Source organism: Streptosporangium sp. NPDC002607 (assembly GCF_053592655.1).
Map to the genome: position 1 here is coordinate 84,416 of NZ_JBSFWD010000034.1, position 24,188 is coordinate 108,603.

Consider the following 24,188-nt stretch of genomic DNA (forward strand, 5'->3'; position numbering starts at 1 on the left):
GAGGTTAAGTGCACGGAGGCTTTAGCGGTCTTGGGTACATGGGCTTCGCCGCATGACGGGAAGGGCGGATACTGCTATAGGTAGGGCGTACGGCAGATCGAGCGAGGCCGTGCGGCAGGCCCCGAAGAGGAGAGGCCATGAGCGGATATTTCGGCTCTTATGTGGTGGTCCTCGCGCTGTTCGCGATCGGCCTGCTGATCGTCGCCGGGGCGCTGCTCGTCAACCGGGCGCTCCGTCCCAACCGCCCCACCGCCGAGAAGCTGCTCACCTACGAGTGCGGCGTCGACCCGGTCGGCGACGGCTGGGCCCAGTCCCAGGTCCGCTACTACGTGTTCACCTACCTTTATGTGATCTTCGCGGTTGACGCGGTCTTCCTCTTCCCCTGGGCGACGATCTTCGCCGAGCCGGGCTTCGGGACGACCACCCTGGCCGAGATGTTCGTCTTCCTCGGCTTCATCGCGCTCGGCATCCTGTACGCCTGGCGCAAGCGCGTGCTCACCTGGACCTGAGCCGGGCGAGCGCGAGCACCGACCCTGAAGGAGAATGCGTGCCATGGCAGATCTCCCGATGCCCACGGTGGGCCCGGCATCACGGCTCGCCCCCAAACCCATGCGCTTCATCCTCAACTGGGGGCGTCGCTACTCGCTGTGGGCGTTCAACTTCGGCCTGGCCTGCTGCGCCATCGAGTTCATCGCGACCTCGATGAGCAGGCACGACTTCATCAGGTTCGGGGTCATCCCGTTCGCCAACGGTCCCCGGCAGGCGGATCTGATGATCGTCTCGGGCACGGTGACCGACAAGATGGCCCCCGCGGTCAAGCGGCTCTACGAGCAGATGCCCGAGCCCAAGTACGTGATCTCCTTCGGCGCCTGCTCCAACTCCGGCGGTCCTTACTGGGACTCCTACTGCGTGACCAAGGGCGTCGACCAGATCATCCCGGTGGACGTCTACGTCCCCGGCTGCCCTCCCCGCCCCGAGGCGCTGCTCCACGGCATCATGATGCTCCAGGAGAAGATCGCCGCCGAGAACCTGGGTGACCGCTATGCCTGACCTGCACCCCTTCACCCACGGCGAGGGCGCCCGGGTGTCGGAGTCCTTCGGTTACCGGACCGTCGACGTGGACGCCGACGACTGGATCGCCCTGCTGGAATCCGCCAGATCCCAGGGGTACGAGTTCTTCGACTGGCTGACCGCGGTGGACGAGCCGCCGGAGGCCTTCGCGGTCGTCGCACACCTGTTCGCCCCGGCCTCGCACGCCCACCTGCTGCTGCGCACCAGGGTGGCGCGCGAGGACCCCCGGCTGCCCAGCGCGGTCGGCGTCTTCCGCGGAGCCGACTGGCACGAGCGCGAGACCTTCGAGATGTTCGGCGTCGTCTTCGAGGGCCACCCGAACCTCGTCCCGCTGCTGCTCCCCGAGGGCTTCGAGGGGTTCCCGCTGCGCAAGGACTTCGTACTGGCCGCCAGGGTCGCCAAGGCATGGCCGGGAGCCAAGGAACCCGGCGAGTCCGACCACGGCTCGCCGAGCCGCCGCAAGACGCTCCCGCCGGGGGTGCCCACCGACTGGGGGCGCGAGCGTGGCGGCTGAGACATTCCGGCGACCCGGCAGGCTTCTCCCCCCGAAGGACCGGAGGTAAGCATGATCGCCGAGGTGCTCGACGTCGCGGTCCGGCTGGTCGTGATCGTCGCGGTCTTCCTGGTGCTGCCGCTGGTCGCCGGGCAGATGGAGCACAAGGTCATGGCGCACATGCAGGCGCGCCTCGGCCCCATGTACGCCGGAGGCTTCCACGGCTGGGCACAGCTGATCGCCGACGGGGTCAAGTTCATGCAGAAGGAGCAGGTGATCCCGGCCGCCGCCGACCGCAGGGTCTTCACCCTGGCCCCCGGCGTGGCGCTGGTCCCCTATCTCCTGGTGATGGTCGTCATCCCGGTCGGGCCGGGGCTGGTCGGGGTCGACCTGGACGCCGGGCTGTTCTTCGTCCTCGCCGTGATGGGGGTCGGCGTGCTCGGCTCGATCATGGCCGGTTGGTCGTCGGGCAACAAGTACTCGGTCCTGGGCGGAGTGCGCTCGGCGGCCCAGCTCATGTCGTACGAGCTGCCGCTGGTCCTCGCGGCCTCCAGCGTCGCGATGGCGGCGGGTACGCTCTCCCTGCCGGGCATCGTGGAGGCCTGGCAGTGGTGGTGGCTGCCCTGGCAGGCGATCGGCGGCGTGGTCTTCTTCGTCGCGGGACTCGCCGAGCTCCGGCGCCCGCCGTTCGACATGCCGATCGCCGACTCCGAGCTCATCATGGGCCCGATGACCGAGTACACGGGCATCAGGTTCGCCCTGTTCATGCTGGCCGAGTACGCGGGGATCATCGTGGTCTCCGCGCTGACCAGCGTGCTGTTCCTGGGCGGCTGGCACGGCCCCCTCCTGCCGGGGCCGGTGTGGATGCTCATCAAGGTCTTCCTGCTGGTCTTCGTGGTCATCTGGCTGAGGGTGAGCTATCCCAGGCTCCGCGAGGACCAGCTGCAGAGGCTCGCCTGGGTCGGCCTGGTGCCGCTGGCGCTGGTCCAGCTCGCGCTGACGGGAGTCGTCAGGGTCATCGCCGGGTAACCTCGCACCGCGCGCCCGCACCGGTTTCCCGCTCGGCCCACCGTACGGATGATCTGACGTTCGAAGCGCTCACCCTGGGCAGGGAGCAGTGCACCCTGCGACATCACTTGCCAAGGACGGAACGGATGACCCTCGCGCTTGCCGTGGAAAACGACGAACTGGTCGTCGATGTGCCGGAACACTCACCGGTGCGGTTGCCGCTCGCCGGTGCGGGCCGGGCGAGCAGGTTGCTGATCTTCGGCTACCCCGGCAGGGGCAGGACGAGGTACGGACTGGCGGTGCTCGACGAGTCCGGCCTGGTCATGCTGGAGGCTCCGGGGTCCCGGTCGAGGAGAGCGGTGGAGGCGTTCGCCGCGGGCAACGGGCTGGAGTTCGAGTTCCGGGCGTTCGACACCCCGCAGCAGGCCAGGGTCGCGCTGGCCCGCAGGTCGCCGAGGTGGCGCGCGGTGACCTGGCGCAGGGCGCCCGCGCCCCTGCCGCGCCTGCGCGTGCCCGGTGCGAGAAGCCTCAGGCCGCCGCTGAGCTCGCCGAAGGTGTGGTGGCGCGAGCAGTTGCTGTACGTGCTCATGTGGGCGGTGCTCGCCTATGGGGCGGCCTTCGTGGCGCTGGTGCTCCTCAACCTGACCAATACCCGCGCCGACGTCACCAGGGGAGACGTCACTCAGGGAGACGTCACCTGGGGAATGGGGCCGCTCGGGGTCGCCGCCCTGGTGCTGGCCGGGCTGACGGTCGTCGGGGCCGTCGTCGTGATCGGGGTCGGCCGCCGCAGGTCCCGCGACCAGACCGCCCAGGGGCGCGTGCTCAGGCGCGGGGGCCAGCCGCACTGCCGACTGGTGGTCGTCCACGGCCGCCTGCTGCTGGAGACCGCGCGCAGAACCCGCGAGCTGGACGCCTCCGAGCTGCTGCTCTACTCGGCGGAGTCCGGCGTGACCGGCCTGCTGGTGGGCGGGGGGCTGTTCCACCTGCCGGGACGTTGGAACGCGGGGGACGTCGAGCGCTTCGCCGCGGGCAACGGCCTTGAGTTCCAGGCTCGCTCGCTGACCCACCAGGAATACCTGGACCTGACGGCGGAGGCGAAGGACGCGGTCCCCTGACCTGCCGGCCGGGCATGTCTACTGCACGATCCGCAGCATGATGTCGGAGGCCGTGGGCCGGTTGCGGGGCTGCTTGTCCAGGCAGGCCGCGGCCAGCGGGCGCAGTGACTGGGGCAGGGCCGTCAGGTCCGGCTGGTGGTTGATCACCCGGTTCAGGATCGCGGGGATGGTGTCCTCACCGAAGGCCACCCGGCCGGAAGCGGCGAAGATCATGGTCGAGGCCCAGCTGAACACGTCGGTCTCCGGGCCGATCGTCTCGCCCGCGAGCTGCTCGGGCGACATGTAGGCGGGGGTGCCCATGATGCTGCCCGATGTCGCGGTGACCTGGTCGAGGGCCCGGGCGATGCCGAAGTCGATCACGCGGGGTCCGTCGGCGCCGATCAGCACGTTGGCCGGTTTGAAATCCCGGTGCACCACGCCGGCCCGGTGGATCGCGGCCAGCGCGCCCGCCGTGGCCAGGGCCAGCCGGGTCAGCCCGTCCTCGTCGCGCGGACCCTTGTCGCGGACCAGCTGCTCCAGGGAGACGCCCTCCACGTACTCGCTGACGACGTACGCCTGGTCCTCGTTGATGTTCACGTCCAGCACCCGGGCCGTGGAGAAGGTCGCCACCCTGCGCGTCGCCTCCACCTCCCGCAGGAATCGCTCCCTGACCACCTGATTGCCGTTGAAGTGCTCGTGCAGCACCTTGATCGCGACCTTCTGCCCCTGTGGGGTGAGCGCGAGGTGGACCGTCCCCTGACCGCCCTTCCCCAGGTTGCCGATCAGGCGGTAGGGCCCCAGCCAGCCCTGGGGGGCCGGGGTGTTCTGCGGGCTTTGGGGGTTCTGGCCCTGTACGGCGTGGGTGGGCGGGCCCTGCGTGAATTGACCCTGTGTGAATTGGCCCTGCGTGAAGTGGCTCTGCACGTACTGGGGCGGCCGGTCGTCACGCTGATGGTGCTGTGCCTGCTGGTATCCGCCGTGCTGCGCGGGCCCCGGGTGCCGCTGCGCCGGCCGTTGCGCGGGCGGGTGCTGGACCGAGACCACCGTGGGGCCGGTCTGGTGGGGCACCGGCTGGGGCGGGCGCCCGTACTCCGGGGCCGGCCGCGGGTGGAGCTCCTGGAACGGCCGCGGCCGGAACACCTCTCCCCTGAGGATCAGCGCGTGGCCCAGCCCGCCGAGCCAGCTGCCGAACAGGCCGATCAGCCCGATGGCGTCCAGCCAGACCGGGATGAGATCAGAGCTCCCGTAGATCCCGGCGGCGATCACGAAGGTGCCGATGCCGAGGCCGTAGAGGGCGGCGGCGAGGGCCAGCAACGGGCTCCGCAGCCGGCGCGCGGCGTGGCCGATGACAAACGGCGTCCCGACGCCGCAGGTCAACAGGGGCACCAGCGCCCACACCACGCTCCACGCGGTGTTGGATCGTGCCGGTGGTTGCGGCTGCCAGGCTGGTCCGTACTGGTGGGACATGTGCCGAACAATACGATTTTTTCAGGATGTCCGCAGTCTCTTCGGCGTTGACTCGGCGGTTGGAGGGCGATTATCGAACACACAGTCTGTGGATAACTTCTGTGGATAACCCGGGTGATCTCTGTGTTGTGACGGTCTGGAGGGCCCACCGCATTCCCGAGCGCCCCACTGTGCGTCATGATGTTGAGTTGTGGCACGGATACCAGGAGTGGGGTTGGTGAAGGGACTCTCCGTCACCCTTCGCCACATGCTGAGCAGATCGGTGACTCAGCAGTACCCCGAAGTCCGGCCGGATCTGCCCCCGAGGAGCAGGGGGGTGATCGCGCTGGTCGAGGAGAACTGCACGGTGTGCATGCTCTGCGCTCGCGAGTGCCCCGACTGGTGCATCTACATCGACTCCCACAAGGAGACCCTCCCCGCCCCGGAGGGGGGCCGTCCCCGCGCCCGCAACATGCTCGACCGGTTCGCGATCGACTTCTCCCTCTGCATGTACTGCGGGATCTGCATCGAGGTCTGCCCGTTCGACGCGCTGTTCTGGTCTCCGGAGTTCGAGTACGCCGAGGGCGACATCCGCAACCTCCTCCATGAGAAGGACAAGCTGGCCGCCTGGGCCCAGACCGTCCCGCCGCCCCCGGCCCACGAGCCGGGTGCCGAGCCGCCGAAGGAACTGGCGGCCACCTCCCGCCCGGTCCGCCCCCGTCCCACGCCGGCTCCCCAGGCTGCCGCGACTCCCGCGCCCGAGGCCCCGGGAGTTCCCGAGGAGCCACCCGCGCGACGTGTTCCGCCACCCGGCAGACCGTCCAGGACAGGTCCCTCGGCGGGACACGCGAGCGTCCGGGCCATCCGGCCGCCGGGTGCCCTCCCCAAGAAGGACACTCCGTCCACAGGCGAGTCGTCCACCGAGAAGTTATCCACAGGCAAGGGTGACGTTCCTCCGAAGGCGGCCCCGCCGGAGCAGACTTCTTCCACGGATCCGAGTGGAGAGCCCGAGGAGGAGACATGACCGAGGCGCCGTCCTATCTGTCGCCGACCGGGCAGGAGATCGTCTTCCTCCTGCTGGGCGCGGTGGCCGTCGGGTCGGCGCTGCTTACCGTGACCACCAGACAACTCGTCCACGCCGCCCTGTGGCTGGTGGTCTGCTTCGGCGCGCTGGCCGGGTGCTACCTGGTCCTCACCGCCGAGTTCGTCGCCTGGGTCCAGGTGCTGATCTACGTCGGCGCGATCGTCGTCCTGCTGCTGTTCGGCATCATGCTCACCCGCGCTCCGATCGGCAGGAGCGCCGACCTCGACAGCTCGAACCGGCCGACCGCCGTGATCGTGGCGATCGCCACCGCGGCCGTGCTGGTCACCGTCGTCGTCGACGGCTTCCGGATGGCCTACGTCCCGCTTGAGCCCGGCGGCGGTTCGGCCGGGGAACTCGGCGCGAGCATCTTCCGCAACTGGGTGCTCCCGTTCGAAGTGCTCTCGGTCCTGCTGCTGGCGGCACTGATCGGCGCCATCGTCCTGTCTCGCACCGACATTCGCGGGAGGGACTGAAGGTGCACGTCGTCTACCCCCTGGTCGTCTCGGCACTGCTCTTCTCCATCGGCGTGTACGGCGTGCTCGCCCGGCGCAACACGATCCTCGTGCTGATGTCCGTCGAGATCATGCTCAACGCCGTCAACCTCAACCTGGTCGTCTTCGACGTCTGGTTGCGCGACCGGCTGCACAGCGGGCAGGTGCTCACCCTGTTCGTCATCGTGATCGCCGCCGCCGAGGTCGGTCTCGGTCTCGCGATCGTTCTCGCGCTCTACCGCAACCGCCGGACCATCGACCTCGACCGCCTCCGCTCCCTGTCCGAGCCCACCGACCCCGGGGCCACGAACCCCGGGCCGGTCGACCCCGGACCCGATGGCATCCAGCCCACCGATCCCGGATCCACCGACCCCGCCGGAGAGGCACTCCCCGGCGAGGCCGGTGCCCACTCCCCACCTCGGACCCAGAGCCTGCCCCAGGGCCGCACACGGACCGCGACCCGCACGCGGCAGTCCCGGCTTCCCGCCGGATCCGAGACGGACACCAGGCCGGGTGACGCGTCATGATCACTGTCGCCTCGCTCGTGATCCTGCTGCCCTTCCTCGCCGCGGCCACCGGGCTTCTCGGCTCCCGCTTCCCCCGGGGGCTTCGCGGCGCGACGTCCCGCACCCCCGGCACAGACCTCAACGCCGGCGCCAACCGCCGGGCCGCCTGGATCGCCGTGCTGCCCACCGCGATCTCCACCGCCCTGGCGATCTGGCTGGCCTACGCCACCTGGGCGGCCACCGGCCAGGGCGGAATCGAGCCGCGGGTCCCGATCGGGAGCGGGGGCCAGGGCGCGGCCGACGGCGTCACCGCGACGTTCACCGTCATCGAGACGGGATCGGTGCCGATCTCGGTCGGGCTGCTCGTCGACGGCCTCGCCGCGTCGATCGCGGTGCTGGTCACCGTGGTCGCGCTGGCCGTGCAGGTCTACTCCATCGGCTACCTGCGCGGTGACCGGCGCTACCCGTCCTACAGCTCCTTCATCAGCCTGTTCACCAGCGCCATGCTGCTGGTCGTCTACGCGGCGGACCTCCTGGTCCTCTACGTGGGCTGGGAGATCATGGGCCTGTGCTCGTACCTGCTGGTCGGGCACTGGTGGGAGGAGCGGGCCAACTCGCGAGCGGCGATCAAGGCGTTCCTCGTCACCCGGATCGGCGACGTCGGCTTCCTGTTCGGCATCTTCGTCCTCGGGACGGCGGCCGGCAGCTTCAGGATCGCCGACGTCATCGCCGGGGTCCCCGAGATGTCGTCCGGCACCCTCATCGCCGCCACGATGCTGCTGCTGGCCGGGGTCGCGGGCAAGAGCGCCCAGGTTCCGCTGCACGTCTGGCTCCCCGACGCGATGGCAGGACCGACACCGATCAGCGCCCTCATCCACGCGGCCACCATGGTCGCCGCCGGGATCTTCGTCGTCGCCCGGCTCTATCCCGCCTTCCTCGGCGCCCGGCCCACTCTGGACGTGCTCGCGGTCCTGGCCGCCCTCGGCATGCTCGGCGCGGCCCTCGCCGCCCTGGCCCAGGACGATCTCAAGCGCGTCCTCGCCTACTCCACGATCAGCCAGCTCGCCTACATGGCGGGTGCCCTGGCCGCAGGCTCACGGGACGCCGCGATCTTCCATCTGATCACCCACGGGGCTTTCAAGGCACTGCTCTTCCTCTGCGCCGGAGCGGTGATCCACGCGGTCGGCTCCAACCTGATGAGCACGATGGGAGGTCTCCGCAGGGGGCTTCCGGTCACCTTCGCCGCGATGACGATCGGCTTCGCCGCCCTGATGGGCCTGCCTCCGGCCAGTGGCTTCTTCAGCAAGGACGAGATGCTGACGGGCATCGAGCACTCCCTGTCCGCGGGCCCGCTGACCGATGCCGCGGCCCTCCTGCTCTACGGCTGCGCCCTCGCCACGATCGCGGTGACCGGCGCCTACGCCACCCGCGCGTGGCTGCGCACCTTCTTCGGGCAGCGTGCCTCGCGGCCCGAGCCCGTGGCGGGCGAGGCCCACGCCGCTGTACCTGCCGTACATGAGGTGCCGGCCAGCATGCGCTGGCCCATCGTCGTGCTGGCCGTTCCGGCCCTGCTCCTCGGCTTCGTCCGCATCGGCGACGTCCACTGGGGCACCGCCGCCCTCAGCCTCACGGTGGCACTGCTGGGCGCGGGGGCGGTCTACGCGGTGTGGCGCTCCGCGCCCCAGACCGACCCGGCCCGCGTGCTCGGCCCCTTCCGCGTCCCCTGCGAGCGGGCCTTCTACGTCGACTCCGTCTACACCGGGCTCCTCGTCCGGCCCGTGCTGCTCCTCGCACGCCTCGTCGTCCGCACGGACAACCACGTGGTGGACGGCACGGTACGCGGCTCGGGCCGGACGGCCCTGAGACTGGCGGGGCTGGTCCGCCTGGTGCAGAACGGCAACGCCCAGCTCTACGTCACCGGCCTGCTGGCGGGCGTCCTCCTGATCGCGGCCGGGGCGGTGATCTTCGGGTGAGCTCTCTGTCCCCCCGGGGCGGCGTGGGCGCCGCCGTATCGCTCTCCACCCGTCTGGCGGTGACGCGCCGTTGACCTCTCCCCGGCGACCGAACTCAGTGCCGAACCTGGAAGCGAACCCAGAGCCGAACCCAGAGCCGAATCCGGGGCCGAATTTCTGTGAGGTGGCCGCGCCATGAGCTGGCTCCTGATCGCACTTCTCGGCGTGCCGCTCGCCGGAGCCACCGTGCTGCTCGTGCCGTCCGGTGCGGATACGGCGGCAAGGGAGCGGCTGCTCAGGGTGCACGGGCCGGCCGTCTCCGGGGTCACCTTCGCACTGTCGGTGGTGCTGGCCGCCGCGTTCGACCACGGTGACGCCGCCCGCGTGCAGTTCGTGACCGACCTGGCCTGGATCCCCGGCCTGGACCTCAGGTTCCACCTCGGCGTGGACGGGATCTCACTGCCGTTGGTCGTGCTGACCACGCTGCTGACCTTTCTCTGCTTCGTCTACCTGTGCCGGGGCCGCGCCGACGGCCCCGGGCAGTTGCTGAGCCCCGGACGCGGCGGTAACCGGCCACGGGCACTGGTGTTCACGCTGCTCGTCCTCGAAGTGGGCATGATCGGCACGTTCCTCGCGCTCGACCTGCTGCTGTTCTTCGTGTTCTTCGAGGTCGTCCTCATCCCGATGTACTTCGTGATCGCCATCTGGGGAGGACGTGCCCGCCGGGCGGCGGCGACCAAGTTCATCCTCTACACCCTGCTGGGCTCGGTGGTCCTCCTGCTCGGCCTACTGATCATCTGGTCGCAGACCGGCACCCTGGACATGACCGCTCTGGCCCAGGCGCGGGGGACGGGCATGTCCCGCCCGGTGCAGATCATCGCCTTCCTGGCCGTCGGCATCGGTCTCGCGGTCAAGGCCCCGATGTGGCCGCTGCACACCTGGCTGCCCGACGCCCACACCGAGGCGCCCACCGTCGGCTCGGTGCTCCTGGCGGGGGTGCTGCTCAAGATGGGTACGTACGGTTTCGCCAGAATCGCGATCCCGGTCCTGCCCGACGGGGCCGCCGCTGTGGCCCCCTGGCTCGGAGCCTTCGCGGTGATCGGCATCATCTACGGCTCGTTGGCCTGCCTCGCCCAGCGCGACCTCAAAAGGATGATCGCCTACTCCTCGGTCGGCCACATGGGTTTCGTGCTCCTCGGTTTCGCCACGCTGACCCCCGTCGGGATCAACGGCGCGCTGTTCGGCAACATCGCCCACGGCCTGATCACCGCCCTGCTGTTCTTCGTCGCCGGGGCGATCAAGGAGCGCTACGGCACCTCGGACATGCCCGCCCTCGGTGGCGGCATGCTGACCCGCCTTCCTCACCTCGGTTCCCTGCTCACCTTCGCCTGCGTCGCCTCACTCGGGCTGCCGGGGCTGGCGGGTTTCTGGGGTGAGATGCTGGCCCTCCTCGGCGCCTTCGAACCGGCCACGGGCCTGTCCGGCCCCCTCTACCTGGTCTTCATGGCTCTCGGAGGTCTCGGCACCGTGCTGACCGCCGCCTACTTCCTGCTCATGCTCTCCCGCGTCACCCACGGCCGGAGCACCGAGACCGTCCACGTCCCGATCCTCGCCGCGGCCGGCACGGATGCCCTCCCCTCCACGGGCCCGACCGGATCCGAGGACGACGCCCTCGGATCCAGGGCGGGCGAGGAGGAGGACCTCCCCGCGGCCGCGGGTGGGGGAGACACGCACCCGCCGGGAGCGGTGAGCGCGGGCAGGCCGCGGATGCCCGACGTCATGGGCTACGAGCTGGCCGCCTGGGTGCCGCTGATCGCGTTGATCCTGCTGTTCGGGCTCTGGCCCAAGGCGCTCCTCCTGCTCACCGATCCGGTGGTCCGGACCCTGGTGGGGGCACCGTGATCCAGTCGATCGACTACTACGCGGTCGCGCCGCTGCTGATCCTCGCCCTCACCGCCGGGCTGGTGCTGCTCCTGGACGCCTTCCTGCCCCGCAGGCCGTACGTCCGGCCGGCGCTCGGCGCGGTCACCCTGGCAGGGGTGATCGGTGCCCTGGCGGTGGTGGTCTCGCAGGCACTGCGCACCGGAGACCCGCTGCGGACCTTCTGCGTGCCGGAGGGGTTGCTCGGCTCCCCGCACGCGGTGATCGGTGCCATCGCCCCCCTGAACACCGAACAGGCGGTGAATCCGGCCGCCGCGGCGCCGTGCTCGTTCGTGGTCGACGACTTCACACTGGTCTTCGCGGGACTCGCACTGGCGGCCGGAGTCGTCGTGGTGCTGCTCTCGGCGGCAGAGCTCTCCTTCGGGGACATCCCCGTCGGCGAGTGGTACTTCCTGCTGCTCTGCACGCTGGCGGGTGCCGTCGCCCTGCCCGCCTCCCGTGACCTGATCATGCTGGTGGTCGCCCTGGAGCTCGTCTCGCTGCCGGTGTTCGCGCTCACCGCGCTCAGACGCTACGACGGCCGGAGCTCCGAGGCCGCGGTCAAGCTCTTCCTGGTCTCCGTGGTCTCCACGGCGGTGATGCTCTTCGGGGTCTCCCTGCTGTACGGGACGACCGGAACCGTCTACCTCGACCGGATCGCCCAGGCTCTGCAGCAGCGTGTTCTCGGGGCGCCCGGCCTGAGGCTCGTCCTGGACGGTGCCGACACCGCCTACGCCTCCTCACTAAAGATCGGCTACGACCTGCCCGCCGTGGTCACCGTGGCGGTGGTGCTGGTCCTCGCCGGGTTCGCCTTCAAGATCGCGGCGGTGCCGTTCCACGCGTGGGCGGGCGATGTCTACCAGGGTGCGCCCGTCCCCGTCGCGGCCCTGCTCTCCGTCATCTCCAAGGCTGCCGGGTTCGCCGGACTGATCCTCATCCTGGTCGTCGCCCTGGGCGGCCAGGGCACCATCTGGGTCCCGCTGATCGCGATCATCGCCGCGCTCACCATGACCGTGGGCAACCTTCTGGCCATGCGCCAGCGCCATGCGGTGCGGCTGCTCGCCTGGTCGTCCGTCGCCCAGTCGGGCTACATCCTCGCTCCCCTCGGCACCGGGCGCCACGAGGCGATGAACGCTTCGATCGCCTACCTGGTCTTCTACGCGGCGATGAACCTCGGGGCGTTCGCCGTGGTCACGCTGGTGTCGAGGCGCTCCGGCAGGGGGGAGTTGGACGACTACCGGGGCCTGGCGTTCCGGAACCCGGTGGCTGGGCTGGCACTGGCCTTCTTCCTGATCTGCCTGGCGGGCCTGCCCCCGGGGCTGGCCGGGCTCTTCGCCAAGATCGTGGTGTTCCGGGAGCTCCTCGGCGGTGGCGGCGGCTGGCTGGCCGTGGTGATGGCGGTCAACACGGTCGCGGGCCTCTACTACTACATCGCCTGGGTGGTGCGGATCTTCACTCCGGCCACCGAGGGCACGGAAACGGCCGGCCGCGCCGCCGGATGGATACCCGCCGGTGTGGCGATCGCGGTGGCCGGGATCGTCGCGGTCGCGTTCTCCGTCGCCCCCCAACTGGTCCTCGACCTCGTCCCCGGAGCACTGATCGCCGCGGGCTGAAACACCTGGGAACGTTTGTCCTGGCTGGAAACGTTGTCACAGGTGAATCGGCATCAACCGAAAGGGGGGTGTAGTGCACCACAACGGTCTGCGTACCGCGGTCCTTCTCGGCGCACTGTCCGCGGTGATCATCGCGGTGGGGGCGTGGTTCGGAGGCGGCGCAGGCGTGCAGATCGCGGTTCTGGTCGCGCTGGTGACCAACGGTGCCGCCTATTTCTTCTCCGACCGCATCGCGCTGTCGGCCATGCGCGCCCGGCCGGTGAGTGAGGTCGAGCAGCCGCTGCTCTACCGGATCGTGCGTGAGCTCTCCACACAGGCCCGCCAGCCCATGCCCCGGCTCTACGTCTCGCCGACCATGCAGCCCAACGCCTTCGCGACGGGGCGCAACCCTCGTAACGCCGCCGTCTGCGTCACCTACGGGATCACTCAGATACTCGACGAGCGCGAGCTGCGCGGTGTCATCGGGCACGAGCTCTCCCACGTCTACAACCGCGACATCCTGATCTCCTCGGTGGCCGGAGCGCTCGCCACCATGATCACCTATCTCGGCTACGTCGGGTTGTTCTTCGGCGGCGGAGAGGACGACGAGGGTCCCGGATTCATCGGCGCACTCCTCATGATCGTGCTGGGCCCGGTCGCGGCCGGGATGATCCAGATGGCCATCTCCCGCTCCCGCGAATACCAGGCGGACGAGTCAGGGGCTCGGCTGACCGGCGATCCACTGGCACTCGCCTCGGCACTGAGAAAGATCGAGATGGGCACCCGCCATCTGCCCCTCCCGGAGAACGGGCGGATCGCCTCCGCCTCCCACCTGATGATCGCCAACCCCTTCCGCGGTGCGGGGCTCGGCCGGATGTTCTCCACCCACCCGCCCACCGCCGAGCGCGTCGCCCGCCTGGAGCGCATGGCCGGGTACCGCCGCTGACCGCTTGCCGCCGCTGACCCCGCCGGATGAGGCGGGTCAGGGCGTCAGGCCGGTGATGATCGGGTTGTGGACGGATCCGGGCACGATGAAGCCGCCGATCCGCTCCGTCCGGCCTGACTCCGGGGCGACCCGATACCAGGCGTAGCGAGTGCCTCCCCCTCTCCTTAACCTGCGCGGGGTGACCGTCTGCAGGTCGAGGTGGCCCTTGCCGTTCCAACGCAGCCTGGTAGGGGTCCTGCCACGGGGCACGGGGATGGGGCCGCGCCTCAGCGCGCTGCCCGCGGACACGTTCCACAGGCCGATCCCCGCGTCACGCGCCGTGAAATGGGCCACGGTCTCCCCGTCAGGACCGAGCGCGCCTCCCACCGGGACGCGTCCCCACTCGGCGAAGGGCGACATCGAGTAGATCCCCGCCTGGAACGAGTCATCCACCACCAGCACGAACCTCGCGTCGGGGCTGAAGCTCCAAGGCCGCAGCCCCGGCGGCACCGGGACACTCTTACCGCTGTACGTGTCCAGGATCCGGTGCCCCCACCGGATGCCCAGCACCACGTACCGCCCGCCGGGAGAGAGTTCGATCCGCGCCGCGCGCATGGCGCTCGACCACTTCACGCCGGGCACCGTGCGTATCTCGCCGGTCGTCATCTCCCGTACCACCAGCGCCCCGTCGCCGAGCTGGAAATAAGTGACATACCTACCGTTGGGCGACAGGGCCAGCGGAGCCCGTTGCCTGCCCCTGGAGAACACCCGGGCGTCGGTGAGGCTGACCACCCTGCCGCCGCGTACCCAGAGCTTCCACGGAGCACAGACGCATCCGTCGAGCCCCGCGTACCGGACCGGAGACCTCGCGCCCCCGGCCTGGGCGGGGACGCCCGCCCCCATGACCACGACGACCACGACGACGCAAACACTCAAGCGGCGGAACAATCCCACTGAGGACCCCCGAGTCTTCCGGACATTCGGGGGGCGTCCGTTACGTACGGGCTACTGTACGCCTCGGTCAAGGCTGACCGGCTGCCGTCATGTGCCAGGCGACATGAGAGTGTCAGCGGGCGTGCTCGCCGCCGCAGCATGGTGGCGCAGGGCCGACCACAACCGCTGACCGCCGATACCGCCGACGCGCGCAGCAGGGTACGGGCGAACACCGGCTTTTGGAAACACACTCGTTGTGCCTGGTAACACACTGACTCACGGTGATCATGTCAGCGAATGTGACACCGAGCCGGACTCACCGTTCCGTTCCCACCGGCCCCTCGGTGTCAGCGGCGGTGCGGCCGGTGTGCATTCCGGCCGGTCCTTGCCTCGTCCCCGGGATGGCGAAATGCCCTGCCGGTGTTGCGGTCATTCCGTGCGCCGGCGTGCCTGTCTTACTTCGCGGTCGATTGCCCAGGCGTCCGCTACTGGGCCCACGTGCCCGAGCTTGTCGGGATTGATCACCGAGCGGATCGTCTGGATCTGCCCGTCGAGTACATCGAGCGCCAGGATGTGGAGCACCTTGCCGTCCCGGTCGCGGAAGATCGCGCCCGGCTGGCCGTTGACCTCGTGCGGCTCGAACGTCACGTCGATCCGGGCCAACCGGGGAAAGAGGGAGGCAAGCAACCGGGCCACGTTCTCGGCGCCGATGACGGCCCTGGCCAGCTGCGGGGCCTTGCCGCCGCCGTCACCGACCATCGATACGTCGGCGGCGAGCAGTTCCCGCAGGCCGGCGACGTCGCCTTCGCGGAGGGCGTCGAAGAACCGCGACGCCAGTTCCTCCTGCTCTTTGCGGACCGCTTCGAAGCGCGGCCGCCCGGCCTCCATATGCCGCCGCGCCCGCACCAGCAGCTGCCGGCACGCCGCCTCCGACCGCCCCACCGCTGCGGCGACCTCGTCAAACCCGAAGCCGAAAACCTCCCGCAGCACGAACACCGCACGCTCCAGCGGGCTGAGCCGCTCCAGCAGCAGCAACGCCGCCATCGACACCGAGTCGGCCAGCTCCACCGACCGCGCCGGATCCTGATACGGATCGCTCAGCAGCGGCTCGGGAAACCACGGGCCCACGTACGCCTCCCGCCGCACCCGCGCGGAGCGCAGCACATCGATCGAGATCCGCGTCACCGCGGCCGACAGAAGAGCCTTGGTCGACGTGGGCCGGGTCGCCAAGCCGTCATAGCGCAGCCATGTCTCCTGCACCGCGTCCTCGGCCTCACCCACACTGCCCAGAATCCGATAGGCGATCGAAAACAGCAGCGGCCGCAGCTCCTCGAACTCCTCGACCTTGCTCACGCCGAATCTCCTCCCCTTGAACCCCTCTCACCTGGCCGTACTCGCCGGCGCAGGCATCTTCTGGTGATCATCCGAGCCACCGGCACGCCAGAGTAACGCCCCCGAGCTCGGGGGCTCGGAGCCCGCAGCCGGACCCCGAGCCAGTTGCCGATGCCGTTCAGTGGAACTGCCCGGGCACGTAGTCGCCGGCCGGCTGCCGGGTGATGATGTTCAGCCGGTTCGCCGTGTTCATGAAGGAGACCAGGAGCACCAGGGCGGCGAGCTGCCCCTCGTCGTAGTGCTTGGCGGCGTACGCCCACACCTCGTCGCTGACCCCACCGGCCGCATCCGCGACCCGGGTCCCCTCCTCCGCCAGCTCCAGCGCGGCACGCTCGGCCTCGGTGAAGACCGTGGCCTCCCGCCACGCAGCGATCAGGTTCAGTCGCACCGAGGTCTCGCCGGCAGCGACGGCCTCTTTGGTGTGCATGTCGATGCAGACGGCGCAGCCGTTGATCTGACTTACCCGAAGCGCCACCAGTTCCTGCGTGGCGGTCGGCAGCGGCGAGTCCTTGAGCACCTTTCCCGCCGACATGAAGTACTTGAGGACCTTGCCGGCGGTCGGGTCGGCGAAGTAGTTGAGTCGCGCGTCCATGGTGTGCTCCTCTGTGGTCGTTGATGGCTACACCCCCTGAGACGGGGTAGCCCGACCCCCTGTGACATAGACGAATGTGACCTGCGTCTCCCGGCCACCGAGCCCGGCCGGCTCGGCGTCGATCTGCTGGGCGCGCTCGCGCAGGGCCAGGTCCGGGCGGGTCGGCAACGCCTCCATTTCGGCCCGAGGCAGCGCCCGGGTCCGGTCCGGTGCGCGCGCCCGGCGGCGGAGGCGGCGCAGTGGGTCACCGGTCAGCCAGTCCTGATCGCGCCACCATCCGCACGCCGAGCCTCATCTACGGCTTCCGCCGAAATCCGGTCCGATCCTCCCCGAAGGCCTCTCCTGACACCACGCACAGGCCCACCCGCGGGTCTGGGAGCATCAGGCACGACGAGCCGAACGCCCGCGCACTGACACCCTCGTGTCGCTTGGCATCATGGGTGTCATCCGACCTCGGAGAAAGCCCGGTCGGACCAGGGCGAAAAGGCCGGCCCTCGGGGGCCGGTCCGGGTGAGGCGGTGGTCTCAGGAGTGCTGGGTGACCGGGTCGGTCTCCTCGGAGGAGAGACCGGGGATGCCGTCGATGCTCTCGCGGTTCTTCTTCGCCCGGTAGGCACGCCGCTCCTGGACATCCTTGCGGCCCGCCCACTCGTCCAGCAGCGTCCGGTCACTGTCGAAGGACATGAACGGCACGGAGAAGCCGCAGGAGTCGGCGATGCGGTCGCAGTCGACGACGATGATCGACCGCACACCCGGGTGCGGGCCGAAGCTCTTGATCAGTGTGGCGAAGTCAGGGCTCTCCGGTACGACGACCCGGCCGGTGCCGTACAGGCGAAGAATGTTGGGAGGGCCGGAGAAGGCGCAGAACATGACCGTGATCCGGCCGTTCTGGCGGAGGTGGGAGATGGTCTCCACCCCGCTGCCGTCCAGGTCCAGGTAGGCGATGGTGGTGTCGTCGAGAACGGCGAAGGTGTCGGCGTATCCCTTGGGGGACATGTTGACGTGACCGCCCTGCTCGGGAGCCGTCGCCACGAAATAGACCGGCTGCGCTTTGATGAACTCGCGCAGCCGGTCATTGATCTTGTCATGAATTTTCCCCATAAAAGCGAAGATAATTCACGGTCACTCGCCGGGCAGCCACCAGACCCACGCGTTCTTCCTGAGTCTGAAGGAGTCCAGCTTGTGAGTGCTCCCGGTCTCGGCGTTCAGCGTTCGCTTCACGGCGGAGCCCAGCTCGCCCTCCTGGTCGCTGCGGCTGGTCCAGAGGGTGAGCGAGCCGGCCGTGTCCCAGGAGAGACGCTGCGCGGCCTCGCCCTTGGGCATGCCGATTCCGATCGCCTCGGAGACGGTGTCAGAGGACAGGTCATAGGTACGCAGGCGGGGCCTGCTCGATTCGCTGGAGATGACCAGGGCCACGGTGTTCCCGTCGTCGGCCAGTGCGACAGGCGCGTTGTTGGACACGATCTGCGGGATGATCTGGCTCGCCGTCCTGTTGCCTTCGGCGTCGAAGACCACGAACTCGGTGGTGTTGTCATCGGTGAATCGGGAGGTGAGCAGGTACTTCCCGCTGGGGCTGAAACCCATCAGGCTGTTCTTCGGCGGCAGCTTGGCCGTCTCGCCGGTCTTCAGGTTGATGACCAGGGTCGGCAGCCTGTTCGCGGCGTCATAGTAGTCGACCGCGATGGCCGAGCCGTCAGGAGAGAGCGTCGTGTCCACGTCGCTCTGGCCGATCCCCTTGGGCAGGCTCGCGGTACCACCCGGCAGCGGGCGGACCTTTCCACTGCTCACTTCACGGACGACGAGTTCGCCGCCCTTGAAGTAGTTCACGAAGCGGCCGTCGTCGCTGATGGAGATCGAGTTGCTGGCGGTCCTGTCCACCTTGCCACCTGCGGACCTGGGGTGGACCTGCGCGTCGGGCAGCTTGACGGTCTTCCCGCTGCGCAGGGTCAGCATCCACGAACCGCAGGGGACGCTGCTGTCTCCCTTGGGGCAGCTCTTGAGCCAGGCGTACCTGGCCGGGTTGTCCGTCTTCGCCGCTGCCGGAGTGGCGATCATGCCGGTGGCCGCTACGGCGGCGACTGCGAGTACGGCGAATCCGTGTGAGGGTCTCATCGGTGTTTCCTTCCGTCCCCCTGATAGATGGGGCCCCGGCGGGAAAAGTTGTGTCAAGAGTCGGCGAAAGGTCCGGGGAGACGGTCGCGCCGCGGAAGCGGAAGGGGGACCGGGGCCGGTTCTCGGCCACCGGCATTTCAGGTAACCCGGACTGGGCCTCGCTGTGGAATCGTCAGGGAACCTCTTCCGGCCGGGTGGCCAGGGCGCGCAGCCGGGTACGGATCCCGGCGCGCGAGCGCCGGTACGCCAAGGCGTCGTCGAGCAGCAGCGCGGCCGAGTTCGCCGCGGTGGCGAGCGCGTCGAACTCGAACGCCAGCTGGGCCGGTTCGACATCCGCGTCGAGTTGGCCGAGTTGCTGGGCGTCCCGGATGGTCTGCTCGTACAGGCGCAGCCAGTCGCGGCGTGCCTGGGCCAGCAGGTCGCGGATCCGGCCAGGCCGTGAGTCGAACTCCGCACCCGCCGCGTAGAAGAAGCAACCGCCGGGGAAGACCCGCCGTTCTGAGTAGTCGAGCCAGCCCCTGCACAGCTCGACCAGGCGTGGCAGGCCGGGCGCGGTCCGCAGCGCCGGCTTGACCACCTCGCGGGTGAAGACCTCCTCGGCAGCCCGTACGACCGCGATCTGCAACTCCTCCTTCGAGCCGAAGTGCGCGAACAGCCCGCTCTTGCTCACCCCGAGGTCGGTGGCGAGGCGCCCGATCGACAGCCCTTCGAGCCCGTCCTGGGACGCGATGGCCATCGCGCGGTCCAGGATTCGCTGCCGGGTCTGGTCCCCGCGCACCACACGCCCGTCCTGTGTCATCTCAACCGTTCCCGTCCACTGGAGTCCCGCCGGCACAGCGGCTCGTCACTGATCGGCGACAGCCGGTGCGGAGACCATACGCGGCGGGCTGCCCGAGCCGTGCTCCCCAGCGCGACCGGCCCGCCGTGGCCCGGAGCAGAGCAGCGCCGGAACAGCTGTCGAGCATGTCCTTCGCGAGTCAAACTTTAAGCACGAACGTTCTGTTAAATCAACCAGGCATTTTCCAGCTTGATGGGTATTGATAGCACGATCGTTCGTTCTTATGCTGTCGGCAGGCGGATCGGCCCCAGCTGGGCCGGACCGATGCCCAGAAAGGCAGTGAACGTGACCGAAGACGTCTCAACCGATGATTTCCACCTCACGGCGAAGGAGGCCGACAGGCTCCTCGCCACCGCCCCGTGGAAGCGGTTCGCGGTGCTCGGCGACAGCCTCGCCGAAGGGCTGGGCGAGCCTGCCCCCGGCTACCGCACCCTGCCCTGGGCGGACCGGACCCAGGAGGCGCTGGCCCGGTGCCGGCCCGACCTGGCCTATGTGAACCTCGGCCTGCGCGGCCTGGTCGCCGCCGAGGTGCGGGAACAGCAGCTCGGCCGGGCGCTGGACTTCGGGCCCGACCTCGCGGCCGTGATCTGCGGGGGCAACGACCTGCTCCGCCCGGTGGTCGACATGGACGCGGTCGAGGGCGAGCTGGACGCCATCATCGGCGGATTACGGGCGGCCGGTGCGACAGTGATCACGTACCGTCTCATGAACATCGCCTCGGCCATCCCTCAGCTTGAGGCGCTCAGTCCTAAACTGCTGAGGTTGAACGAGCGGGTGAGCGCGGTCTCCGCCAGGCACGGCGCGCTGGTCGTCGACATGTGGAGCCACCCCGCCTGCGCCGACATCTCGACGTACAGCTCAGACATGATCCATGCCTCGATGCGGGGCCACGCCCTGCTCGCCGCGGAGACCATCAGACGACTGGGCCGTCACCTCGCCTCGGCCTGAAGGGCGCGTGCGTCCATCGCTGGAACCGTCGCGGGCACCCGCTGAGCATGGCGGTGCGTTTTCGGAAGCAGGAAGCCGTCCGGTCGCGGTGGACCATCCGATACCGGGTGGCTCTGGGCCACTCAAGCCTCATGATCGCTTTGAACGCGTCCGGAGGAGAGTGGCCCGAAGCGCCTGTCGGCGACTCCACTCTCGGCAGCGTGCATCCGAGAGTGGAGGGCGGTAACCGTGCGAGTCACGGCTCCGCCCGGCCCTCGGTCTACCGGTAGTTGGTGAACTGGAGGGCGACCTCCAGGTCCTTGCCCTTGAGAAGGGCGATGACCTCCTGCAGTTCGTCCCTCTTCTTGGAACTCACCCGCAGCTCATCACCCTGGATCTGGGCCTTGACCCCCTTGGGCCCCTCATCCCGGATGATCTTCGAGATCTTCTTGGCCTGCTCCTGGTCGATGCCCTCCTTGAGGGTGATCAGAAGGCGGTACTCCTTGCCGGACAGCTTGGGCTCGTCCGCGTCAAGAATCTTGAGCGACAGGCCACGCTTGATCAGCTTGTCCTTGAACACGTCGAGGACCGCGTTGGCGCGCTCCTCGCTGTTGGCCCTGATCTCGACGGCCTTCTGACCACCCGACCAGGCGATCGTCGCGCCGGTACCCTTGAAGTCGAACCGGTGCCCGACCTCCTTGACCGTCTGGTTCAGCGCGTTGTCGGCCTCCTGATGATCGATCTTGCTAACGATGTCGAACGATGAATCCGCCAAAGCCCAATCCCCTTTGAACTGCTGGAACTATCACCCGCTGCCCGGCTCCCGAATATCGCGGTCCGCGAACCGCGGCGGCGTCCGCGAGCAGGTTCGGTAGACGCGTACGTAACGGATCAGCCTATCCAGCATCTCCTGTCAATGCTGGGGCGGCAGTGTGTCCCGCCTCGCCCACAGCGTGTCGTCCCACTCCGCTACCCCGCTCCGCCGTCCCACTCCACGGCCGGCTCTCCCTCAGGTCACCCCCGGCCCACCCGCCTCACCCGCCCGATACCCGCCGCCGAACCCCGTATCACGCCCGTATCGCGACGTCCCTCCTGCCTCGCCCGCCCCGCTCAAGACCGGCACGAGCGACAACGCCCGCCCCAAAAGTCCCAGTGTGCCCATCTATCGGCGGGTGCCCTCCGCGGATGTCACGACCCCACTGGAAGTCCGCTATTCTTTTCCTGTCGCCGCGGCACGCGGAGGACGCGGCAGGTTGCCCGAGTGGTCAAAGGGAGCGGTCTGTAAAACCGTCGGCTCAGCCTACGCAGGTTCAAGTCCTGCACCTGCCACACTGGATTCTCCCAGCTCAGAGCCCCGCGAGGGGCTCTTTTGCTTTTCCGGGACATGCAGCCGAACGCAGTCGTGAGCAGCCGCATGTCACCACTCCACCAATATGCGTGCAATGATCTTGAAGGCGTTTTCCCAGGTCGTTCCGGGCTTTCCGAGCGGTTCACGAGCGGAAGGCGACCCAGGGAACGCCAAAGGGTCCCGGATGGCTTCCGGGACCCTCTTCGTACGGTGAACACCTCAGCCGACCAGTGCGTCACCTATCCGCTTGTTCGCCAGATCCTTCTGACCGTCGAGGCACTTGGCGTAGACCCGCAGCAGGACGTCCACGCTGTGCCCGGCCCGCTCCGCCACGTCGGGAGCCGGTACACCCGCGTTGAGCCAGAGGGAGACCGCCGCGTGCCTCAGGTCGTAGGGCCTACGGGCCAGGGGAGAGGCCACCTGAGCTGGGGTGAAGGCCAGCTTCCGAGCCTCCTGCCACACCTCGGTATAGGCCGTCGAGGCGATCACGCCGCCCCGCTCGCTGCGGAAGATGCGCCCGTCCGCGCCGGTCCCGTACTCCTTGATGTGCTCTCGAAGGATCACGACCAGCTCCGGCGGGATCGGCACCGGACGCACGTCGGCCCGGCCTCGGTGCTTGAGCCCTCGTTCCTCATGGGCGTTTCCGCTGTCCGTCCAGTGCGTGTTGACCTCTGGCCGGGAGATGTCGACCGTCAGCCGTCCCCAGCCCTTGGGCGGAAGGTGGCAGTCCTGGAGTCGCAGGCCGACCGCCTCAGCCGGGCGTAGCGCCGCGTAGTACATGCAGGCGAACAGCACCATGAGCCGCCGGCCACGACCACGCCGGCCCACGTAGGTCACCATCGTGAGCAGCTCTTGAGCCTGCCGGGGGTTGACCGCGACGCGAGGATCAACGGTCTCGGTGACCTTGGGCGGCTTCCAGGTGACCTTGTGCAGCGGGTTGGCGTCCAGCTCCTCCAACTCCACCGCGTACTCCAGTACGGCATGGAAGACGGCTCGCTTACGGGCGATCGTGTTCGGAGCCGCCGCCTTGCCGTCGAGGCGGAGGGCGAGCGCGTCGAGTGCCAGCCGTACCGTCTTGGCGTCGTTCAGGGCGGTCAGGTCGAGCGACACGGACTGAAGCCAGCGGGCCGCCTGTGCCATCTCCGGGGAAATCTCTGCCCTCTTGCTCTCCGGGAGGAGGAGGTGTTTCCGGAGAGCCGTCCGCATGATCTCGGCATCGGGACGGCCGGGACGGTCCTTGGTCAGCGAGGGAAGGATCGTGGCGAGCGCGTCTGACATGCTGTCCCGGCTCTTGGCCGCCGCGTGGGGCCACTTCATCTCGATGAAGGCCGCGACGAACTCAAGGACGGTCCGGGCATCCTTGGCCTTGATCATCGACAGAGGGAGACCGCTCTCGATGTCGAACGCCTCACCCTGCTTGGCCGCCTGCCGCAGGTCCGACAGGAAGCTCTCGGCGAGTGCCTTGGTGCGGTAAGTCTTCGAGGAGCGCTTCCGGGCGACCGCCCAGCGCACCACGTACGAAGGCGTCTTGCTCGACTTGTTCCGGCTGATCTCGAAGAACTTGACGTCGTACGAGGTGTTCACGCCGCCTCCCGGAGGGTTTCCAGCCACGCCTCGAACTCGCTGCGGTGGAGGCGGATCTCGTCGTTGGGCAGTCGCAGGCCGCGGGGGAACTTGCCGATCTCGCGCCAGCGGTAGAGGGTCCGGGCAGAGATCCCGCCGAGCTTGTCGAGGATCTCGGGGACGGTCATGAGCTTGTCGTCGTCCTTCTTCCTCACGCTGCCTCCCTGATTGCCGAAAGATCTCGTCCGGTCGCCTTCTCTTGAAGTGCGAGCAGGGTTGCTCGCCAGCGCTGGCGTTCGGCGACCATGCGCAGCAGCCGCAGGGCCAGGGAGGGAATGTTGCCGTCGCCGGCCGGGACGGGCTTCCAGACGTAGCGGTGCGGGTCGGTGGGCTCGTCGGCCAGGCCGAGCGCTTCCATGACCCAGGTGCGCCGGTCGCGCTTGTGCTCGGACAGGGTCTTGTTCGACCACTTACGCGAGACCAGGACACGACGGCCCGCGTAGCCGAGGTGTTCAGGCTTGTGTGCCTTGCTCCGGCATCGGCCCGGTGCCATGCCCGCCTTGGGACTCTTGGGCTGGACTCCGTAGCGCAGCCAGTTCGGGCAGGCCGGGGAGCAGGGTTCGTAGCGGAGCGCTTCGACCATGCGGGCCGCGTGGTCGCGTTGGGCCGGGTTGTCGGCGTCGAGGGCGTCGCCGAGGCTCTTGGTCAGGTACTTGCTCAGGTAGCGGATGCACTGGTCGGCATCCGGGGTGCCACCGAGGACACCCTGAACGTCGACCTGGTCGCCGAAGCGGACCACGTGCAGCGGCTCGGCCTCCTCGTCGGCGTCGAGCCGGTCACCTCTTCGTTGCCCCAGCCGAATGTGGAGCATTCGGAGGCGACGGATTCGGGGAGGCCACTGC

24 protein-coding genes, 1 tRNA gene and 1 pseudogene are annotated in these 24,188 nt (G+C 69.0%); 14 read left to right on the plus strand and 12 right to left on the minus strand.

Features of this window, described 5'->3' with window-relative positions:
- Positions 1-137: 137 nt before the first annotated feature.
- The 5 genes from ACWD3H_RS31830 to ACWD3H_RS31850 all read left to right on the plus strand — a co-directional run bounded on the left by ACWD3H_RS31830 (position 138) and on the right by ACWD3H_RS31850 (position 3,687).
- Complete coding sequence (locus ACWD3H_RS31830; protein ID WP_350918219.1) at positions 138-509, plus strand: NADH-quinone oxidoreductase subunit A; 372 nt, start codon at positions 138-140, stop codon at positions 507-509.
- Between the two features lie 43 nt (positions 510-552).
- Entirely contained in the window at positions 553-1,050 is a 498-nt protein-coding gene (locus ACWD3H_RS31835) for an NADH-quinone oxidoreductase subunit B (RefSeq protein WP_451934916.1), read from the plus strand.
- Entirely contained in the window at positions 1,043-1,585 is a 543-nt protein-coding gene (locus tag ACWD3H_RS31840; protein ID WP_350918216.1) for an NADH-quinone oxidoreductase subunit C, read from the plus strand. The genes ACWD3H_RS31835 and ACWD3H_RS31840 overlap by 8 nt, the downstream gene beginning before the upstream one ends.
- Positions 1,586-1,636: 51 nt before the next feature.
- Positions 1,637-2,593 carry an NADH-quinone oxidoreductase subunit NuoH gene (nuoH, locus tag ACWD3H_RS31845; RefSeq protein ID WP_350918213.1) on the plus strand — a complete coding sequence of 319 codons (957 nt, stop codon included), beginning with the start codon at positions 1,637-1,639 and terminating at the stop codon, positions 2,591-2,593.
- Positions 2,594-2,718: 125 nt separating this feature from the next.
- Positions 2,719-3,687, plus strand: coding sequence for a hypothetical protein (locus ACWD3H_RS31850; RefSeq protein WP_355619114.1), 969 nt, complete (start codon positions 2,719-2,721; stop codon positions 3,685-3,687).
- 18 nt (positions 3,688-3,705) lie between these two features.
- Here ACWD3H_RS31850 and ACWD3H_RS31855 read toward each other — a convergent pair whose 3' ends face one another.
- Positions 3,706-5,133, minus strand: a complete 1,428-nt coding sequence (locus ACWD3H_RS31855) for a protein kinase domain-containing protein (RefSeq protein ID WP_451957617.1) — start codon at positions 5,131-5,133, stop codon at positions 3,706-3,708.
- A gap of 247 nt (positions 5,134-5,380) precedes the next feature.
- Between ACWD3H_RS31855 and ACWD3H_RS31860 the strand changes: the two genes are divergently transcribed.
- The 7 genes and pseudogenes from ACWD3H_RS31860 (at position 5,381) to htpX (ending at position 13,603) form a co-directional block, all read left to right on the plus strand.
- Positions 5,381-6,136 (plus strand): NuoI/complex I 23 kDa subunit family protein, encoded by a 756-nt coding sequence (locus tag ACWD3H_RS31860; protein WP_355558086.1) that lies wholly within the window; start codon positions 5,381-5,383, stop codon positions 6,134-6,136.
- Complete coding sequence (locus ACWD3H_RS31865; RefSeq protein WP_355558083.1) at positions 6,133-6,669, plus strand: NADH-quinone oxidoreductase subunit J family protein; 537 nt, start codon at positions 6,133-6,135, stop codon at positions 6,667-6,669. The genes ACWD3H_RS31860 and ACWD3H_RS31865 overlap by 4 nt, the downstream gene beginning before the upstream one ends.
- A gap of 2 nt (positions 6,670-6,671) precedes the next feature.
- Positions 6,672-6,974: pseudogene (gene nuoK / locus ACWD3H_RS31870) on the plus strand (NADH-quinone oxidoreductase subunit NuoK); the annotation flags it as partial.
- A 236-nt stretch (positions 6,975-7,210) separates the two neighbouring features.
- Entirely contained in the window at positions 7,211-9,166 is a 1,956-nt protein-coding gene (locus ACWD3H_RS31875) for an NADH-quinone oxidoreductase subunit 5 family protein (protein WP_451957618.1), read from the plus strand.
- A gap of 174 nt (positions 9,167-9,340) precedes the next feature.
- Positions 9,341-11,047 carry a complex I subunit 4 family protein gene (locus ACWD3H_RS31880; protein WP_451957619.1) on the plus strand — a complete coding sequence of 569 codons (1,707 nt, stop codon included), beginning with the start codon at positions 9,341-9,343 and terminating at the stop codon, positions 11,045-11,047.
- Positions 11,044-12,678 (plus strand): NADH-quinone oxidoreductase subunit N, encoded by a 1,635-nt coding sequence (locus ACWD3H_RS31885; protein WP_451957620.1) that lies wholly within the window; start codon positions 11,044-11,046, stop codon positions 12,676-12,678. Before ACWD3H_RS31880 ends, ACWD3H_RS31885 begins: the two co-directional genes overlap by 4 nt.
- Before the next feature lie 73 nt (positions 12,679-12,751).
- The gene (htpX, locus tag ACWD3H_RS31890) at positions 12,752-13,603 is read left to right on the plus strand and encodes a zinc metalloprotease HtpX (protein WP_350918189.1); all 852 of its coding nucleotides are present in this window, start codon (positions 12,752-12,754) and stop codon (positions 13,601-13,603) included.
- A gap of 36 nt (positions 13,604-13,639) precedes the next feature.
- On the opposite strand, the gene ACWD3H_RS31895 is transcribed toward htpX, so the two are convergent.
- The 7 genes from ACWD3H_RS31895 to ACWD3H_RS31925 all read right to left on the minus strand — a co-directional run bounded on the left by ACWD3H_RS31895 (position 13,640) and on the right by ACWD3H_RS31925 (position 19,409).
- Positions 13,640-14,518 (minus strand): hypothetical protein, encoded by an 879-nt coding sequence (locus ACWD3H_RS31895; protein WP_451957621.1) that lies wholly within the window; start codon positions 14,516-14,518, stop codon positions 13,640-13,642.
- 426 nt (positions 14,519-14,944) lie between these two features.
- The gene (locus ACWD3H_RS31900; protein WP_451957622.1) at positions 14,945-15,868 is read right to left on the minus strand and encodes an RNA polymerase sigma-70 factor; all 924 of its coding nucleotides are present in this window, start codon (positions 15,866-15,868) and stop codon (positions 14,945-14,947) included.
- A 157-nt stretch (positions 15,869-16,025) separates the two neighbouring features.
- Entirely contained in the window at positions 16,026-16,499 is a 474-nt protein-coding gene (locus tag ACWD3H_RS31905) for a carboxymuconolactone decarboxylase family protein (protein ID WP_451957623.1), read from the minus strand.
- Between the two features lie 27 nt (positions 16,500-16,526).
- Entirely contained in the window at positions 16,527-16,667 is a 141-nt protein-coding gene (locus tag ACWD3H_RS31910) for a hypothetical protein (RefSeq protein WP_355558059.1), read from the minus strand.
- Between the two features lie 356 nt (positions 16,668-17,023).
- A complete protein-coding gene (locus ACWD3H_RS31915) occupies positions 17,024-17,599 on the minus strand; it encodes a pyridoxamine 5'-phosphate oxidase family protein (RefSeq protein WP_355558056.1) in 576 nt (191 codons plus the stop codon).
- 21 nt (positions 17,600-17,620) lie between these two features.
- The gene (locus ACWD3H_RS31920) at positions 17,621-18,610 is read right to left on the minus strand and encodes a hypothetical protein (protein ID WP_451957624.1); all 990 of its coding nucleotides are present in this window, start codon (positions 18,608-18,610) and stop codon (positions 17,621-17,623) included.
- Positions 18,611-18,782: 172 nt separating this feature from the next.
- A complete protein-coding gene (locus ACWD3H_RS31925; protein WP_451957625.1) occupies positions 18,783-19,409 on the minus strand; it encodes a TetR/AcrR family transcriptional regulator in 627 nt (208 codons plus the stop codon).
- 324 nt (positions 19,410-19,733) lie between these two features.
- Between ACWD3H_RS31925 and ACWD3H_RS31930 the strand changes: the two genes are divergently transcribed.
- The gene (locus ACWD3H_RS31930) at positions 19,734-20,396 is read left to right on the plus strand and encodes an SGNH/GDSL hydrolase family protein (protein ID WP_451957626.1); all 663 of its coding nucleotides are present in this window, start codon (positions 19,734-19,736) and stop codon (positions 20,394-20,396) included.
- A 259-nt stretch (positions 20,397-20,655) separates the two neighbouring features.
- Here ACWD3H_RS31930 and ACWD3H_RS31935 read toward each other — a convergent pair whose 3' ends face one another.
- Positions 20,656-21,150: a YajQ family cyclic di-GMP-binding protein gene (locus tag ACWD3H_RS31935; protein WP_030925087.1), complete on the minus strand. Its 495-nt coding sequence runs from the start codon at positions 21,148-21,150 to the stop codon at positions 20,656-20,658.
- Positions 21,151-21,622: 472 nt separating this feature from the next.
- Here ACWD3H_RS31935 and ACWD3H_RS31940 point away from each other — a divergent pair.
- Positions 21,623-21,704: transfer RNA gene (locus ACWD3H_RS31940), tRNA-Tyr, on the plus strand.
- Between the two features lie 238 nt (positions 21,705-21,942).
- Here ACWD3H_RS31940 and ACWD3H_RS31945 read toward each other — a convergent pair.
- From ACWD3H_RS31945 to ACWD3H_RS31955, 3 genes are all read right to left on the minus strand, one after another.
- Positions 21,943-23,307: a tyrosine-type recombinase/integrase gene (locus tag ACWD3H_RS31945; protein WP_451957627.1), complete on the minus strand. Its 1,365-nt coding sequence runs from the start codon at positions 23,305-23,307 to the stop codon at positions 21,943-21,945.
- Positions 23,304-23,474, minus strand: a complete 171-nt coding sequence (locus ACWD3H_RS31950; RefSeq protein WP_451957631.1) for a helix-turn-helix transcriptional regulator — start codon at positions 23,472-23,474, stop codon at positions 23,304-23,306. Before ACWD3H_RS31950 ends, ACWD3H_RS31945 begins: the two co-directional genes overlap by 4 nt.
- A 23-nt stretch (positions 23,475-23,497) precedes the next feature.
- The coding region (locus ACWD3H_RS31955) for a replication initiator (RefSeq protein ID WP_451957628.1) at positions 23,498-24,188 on the minus strand (691 nt) is incomplete at its 5' end.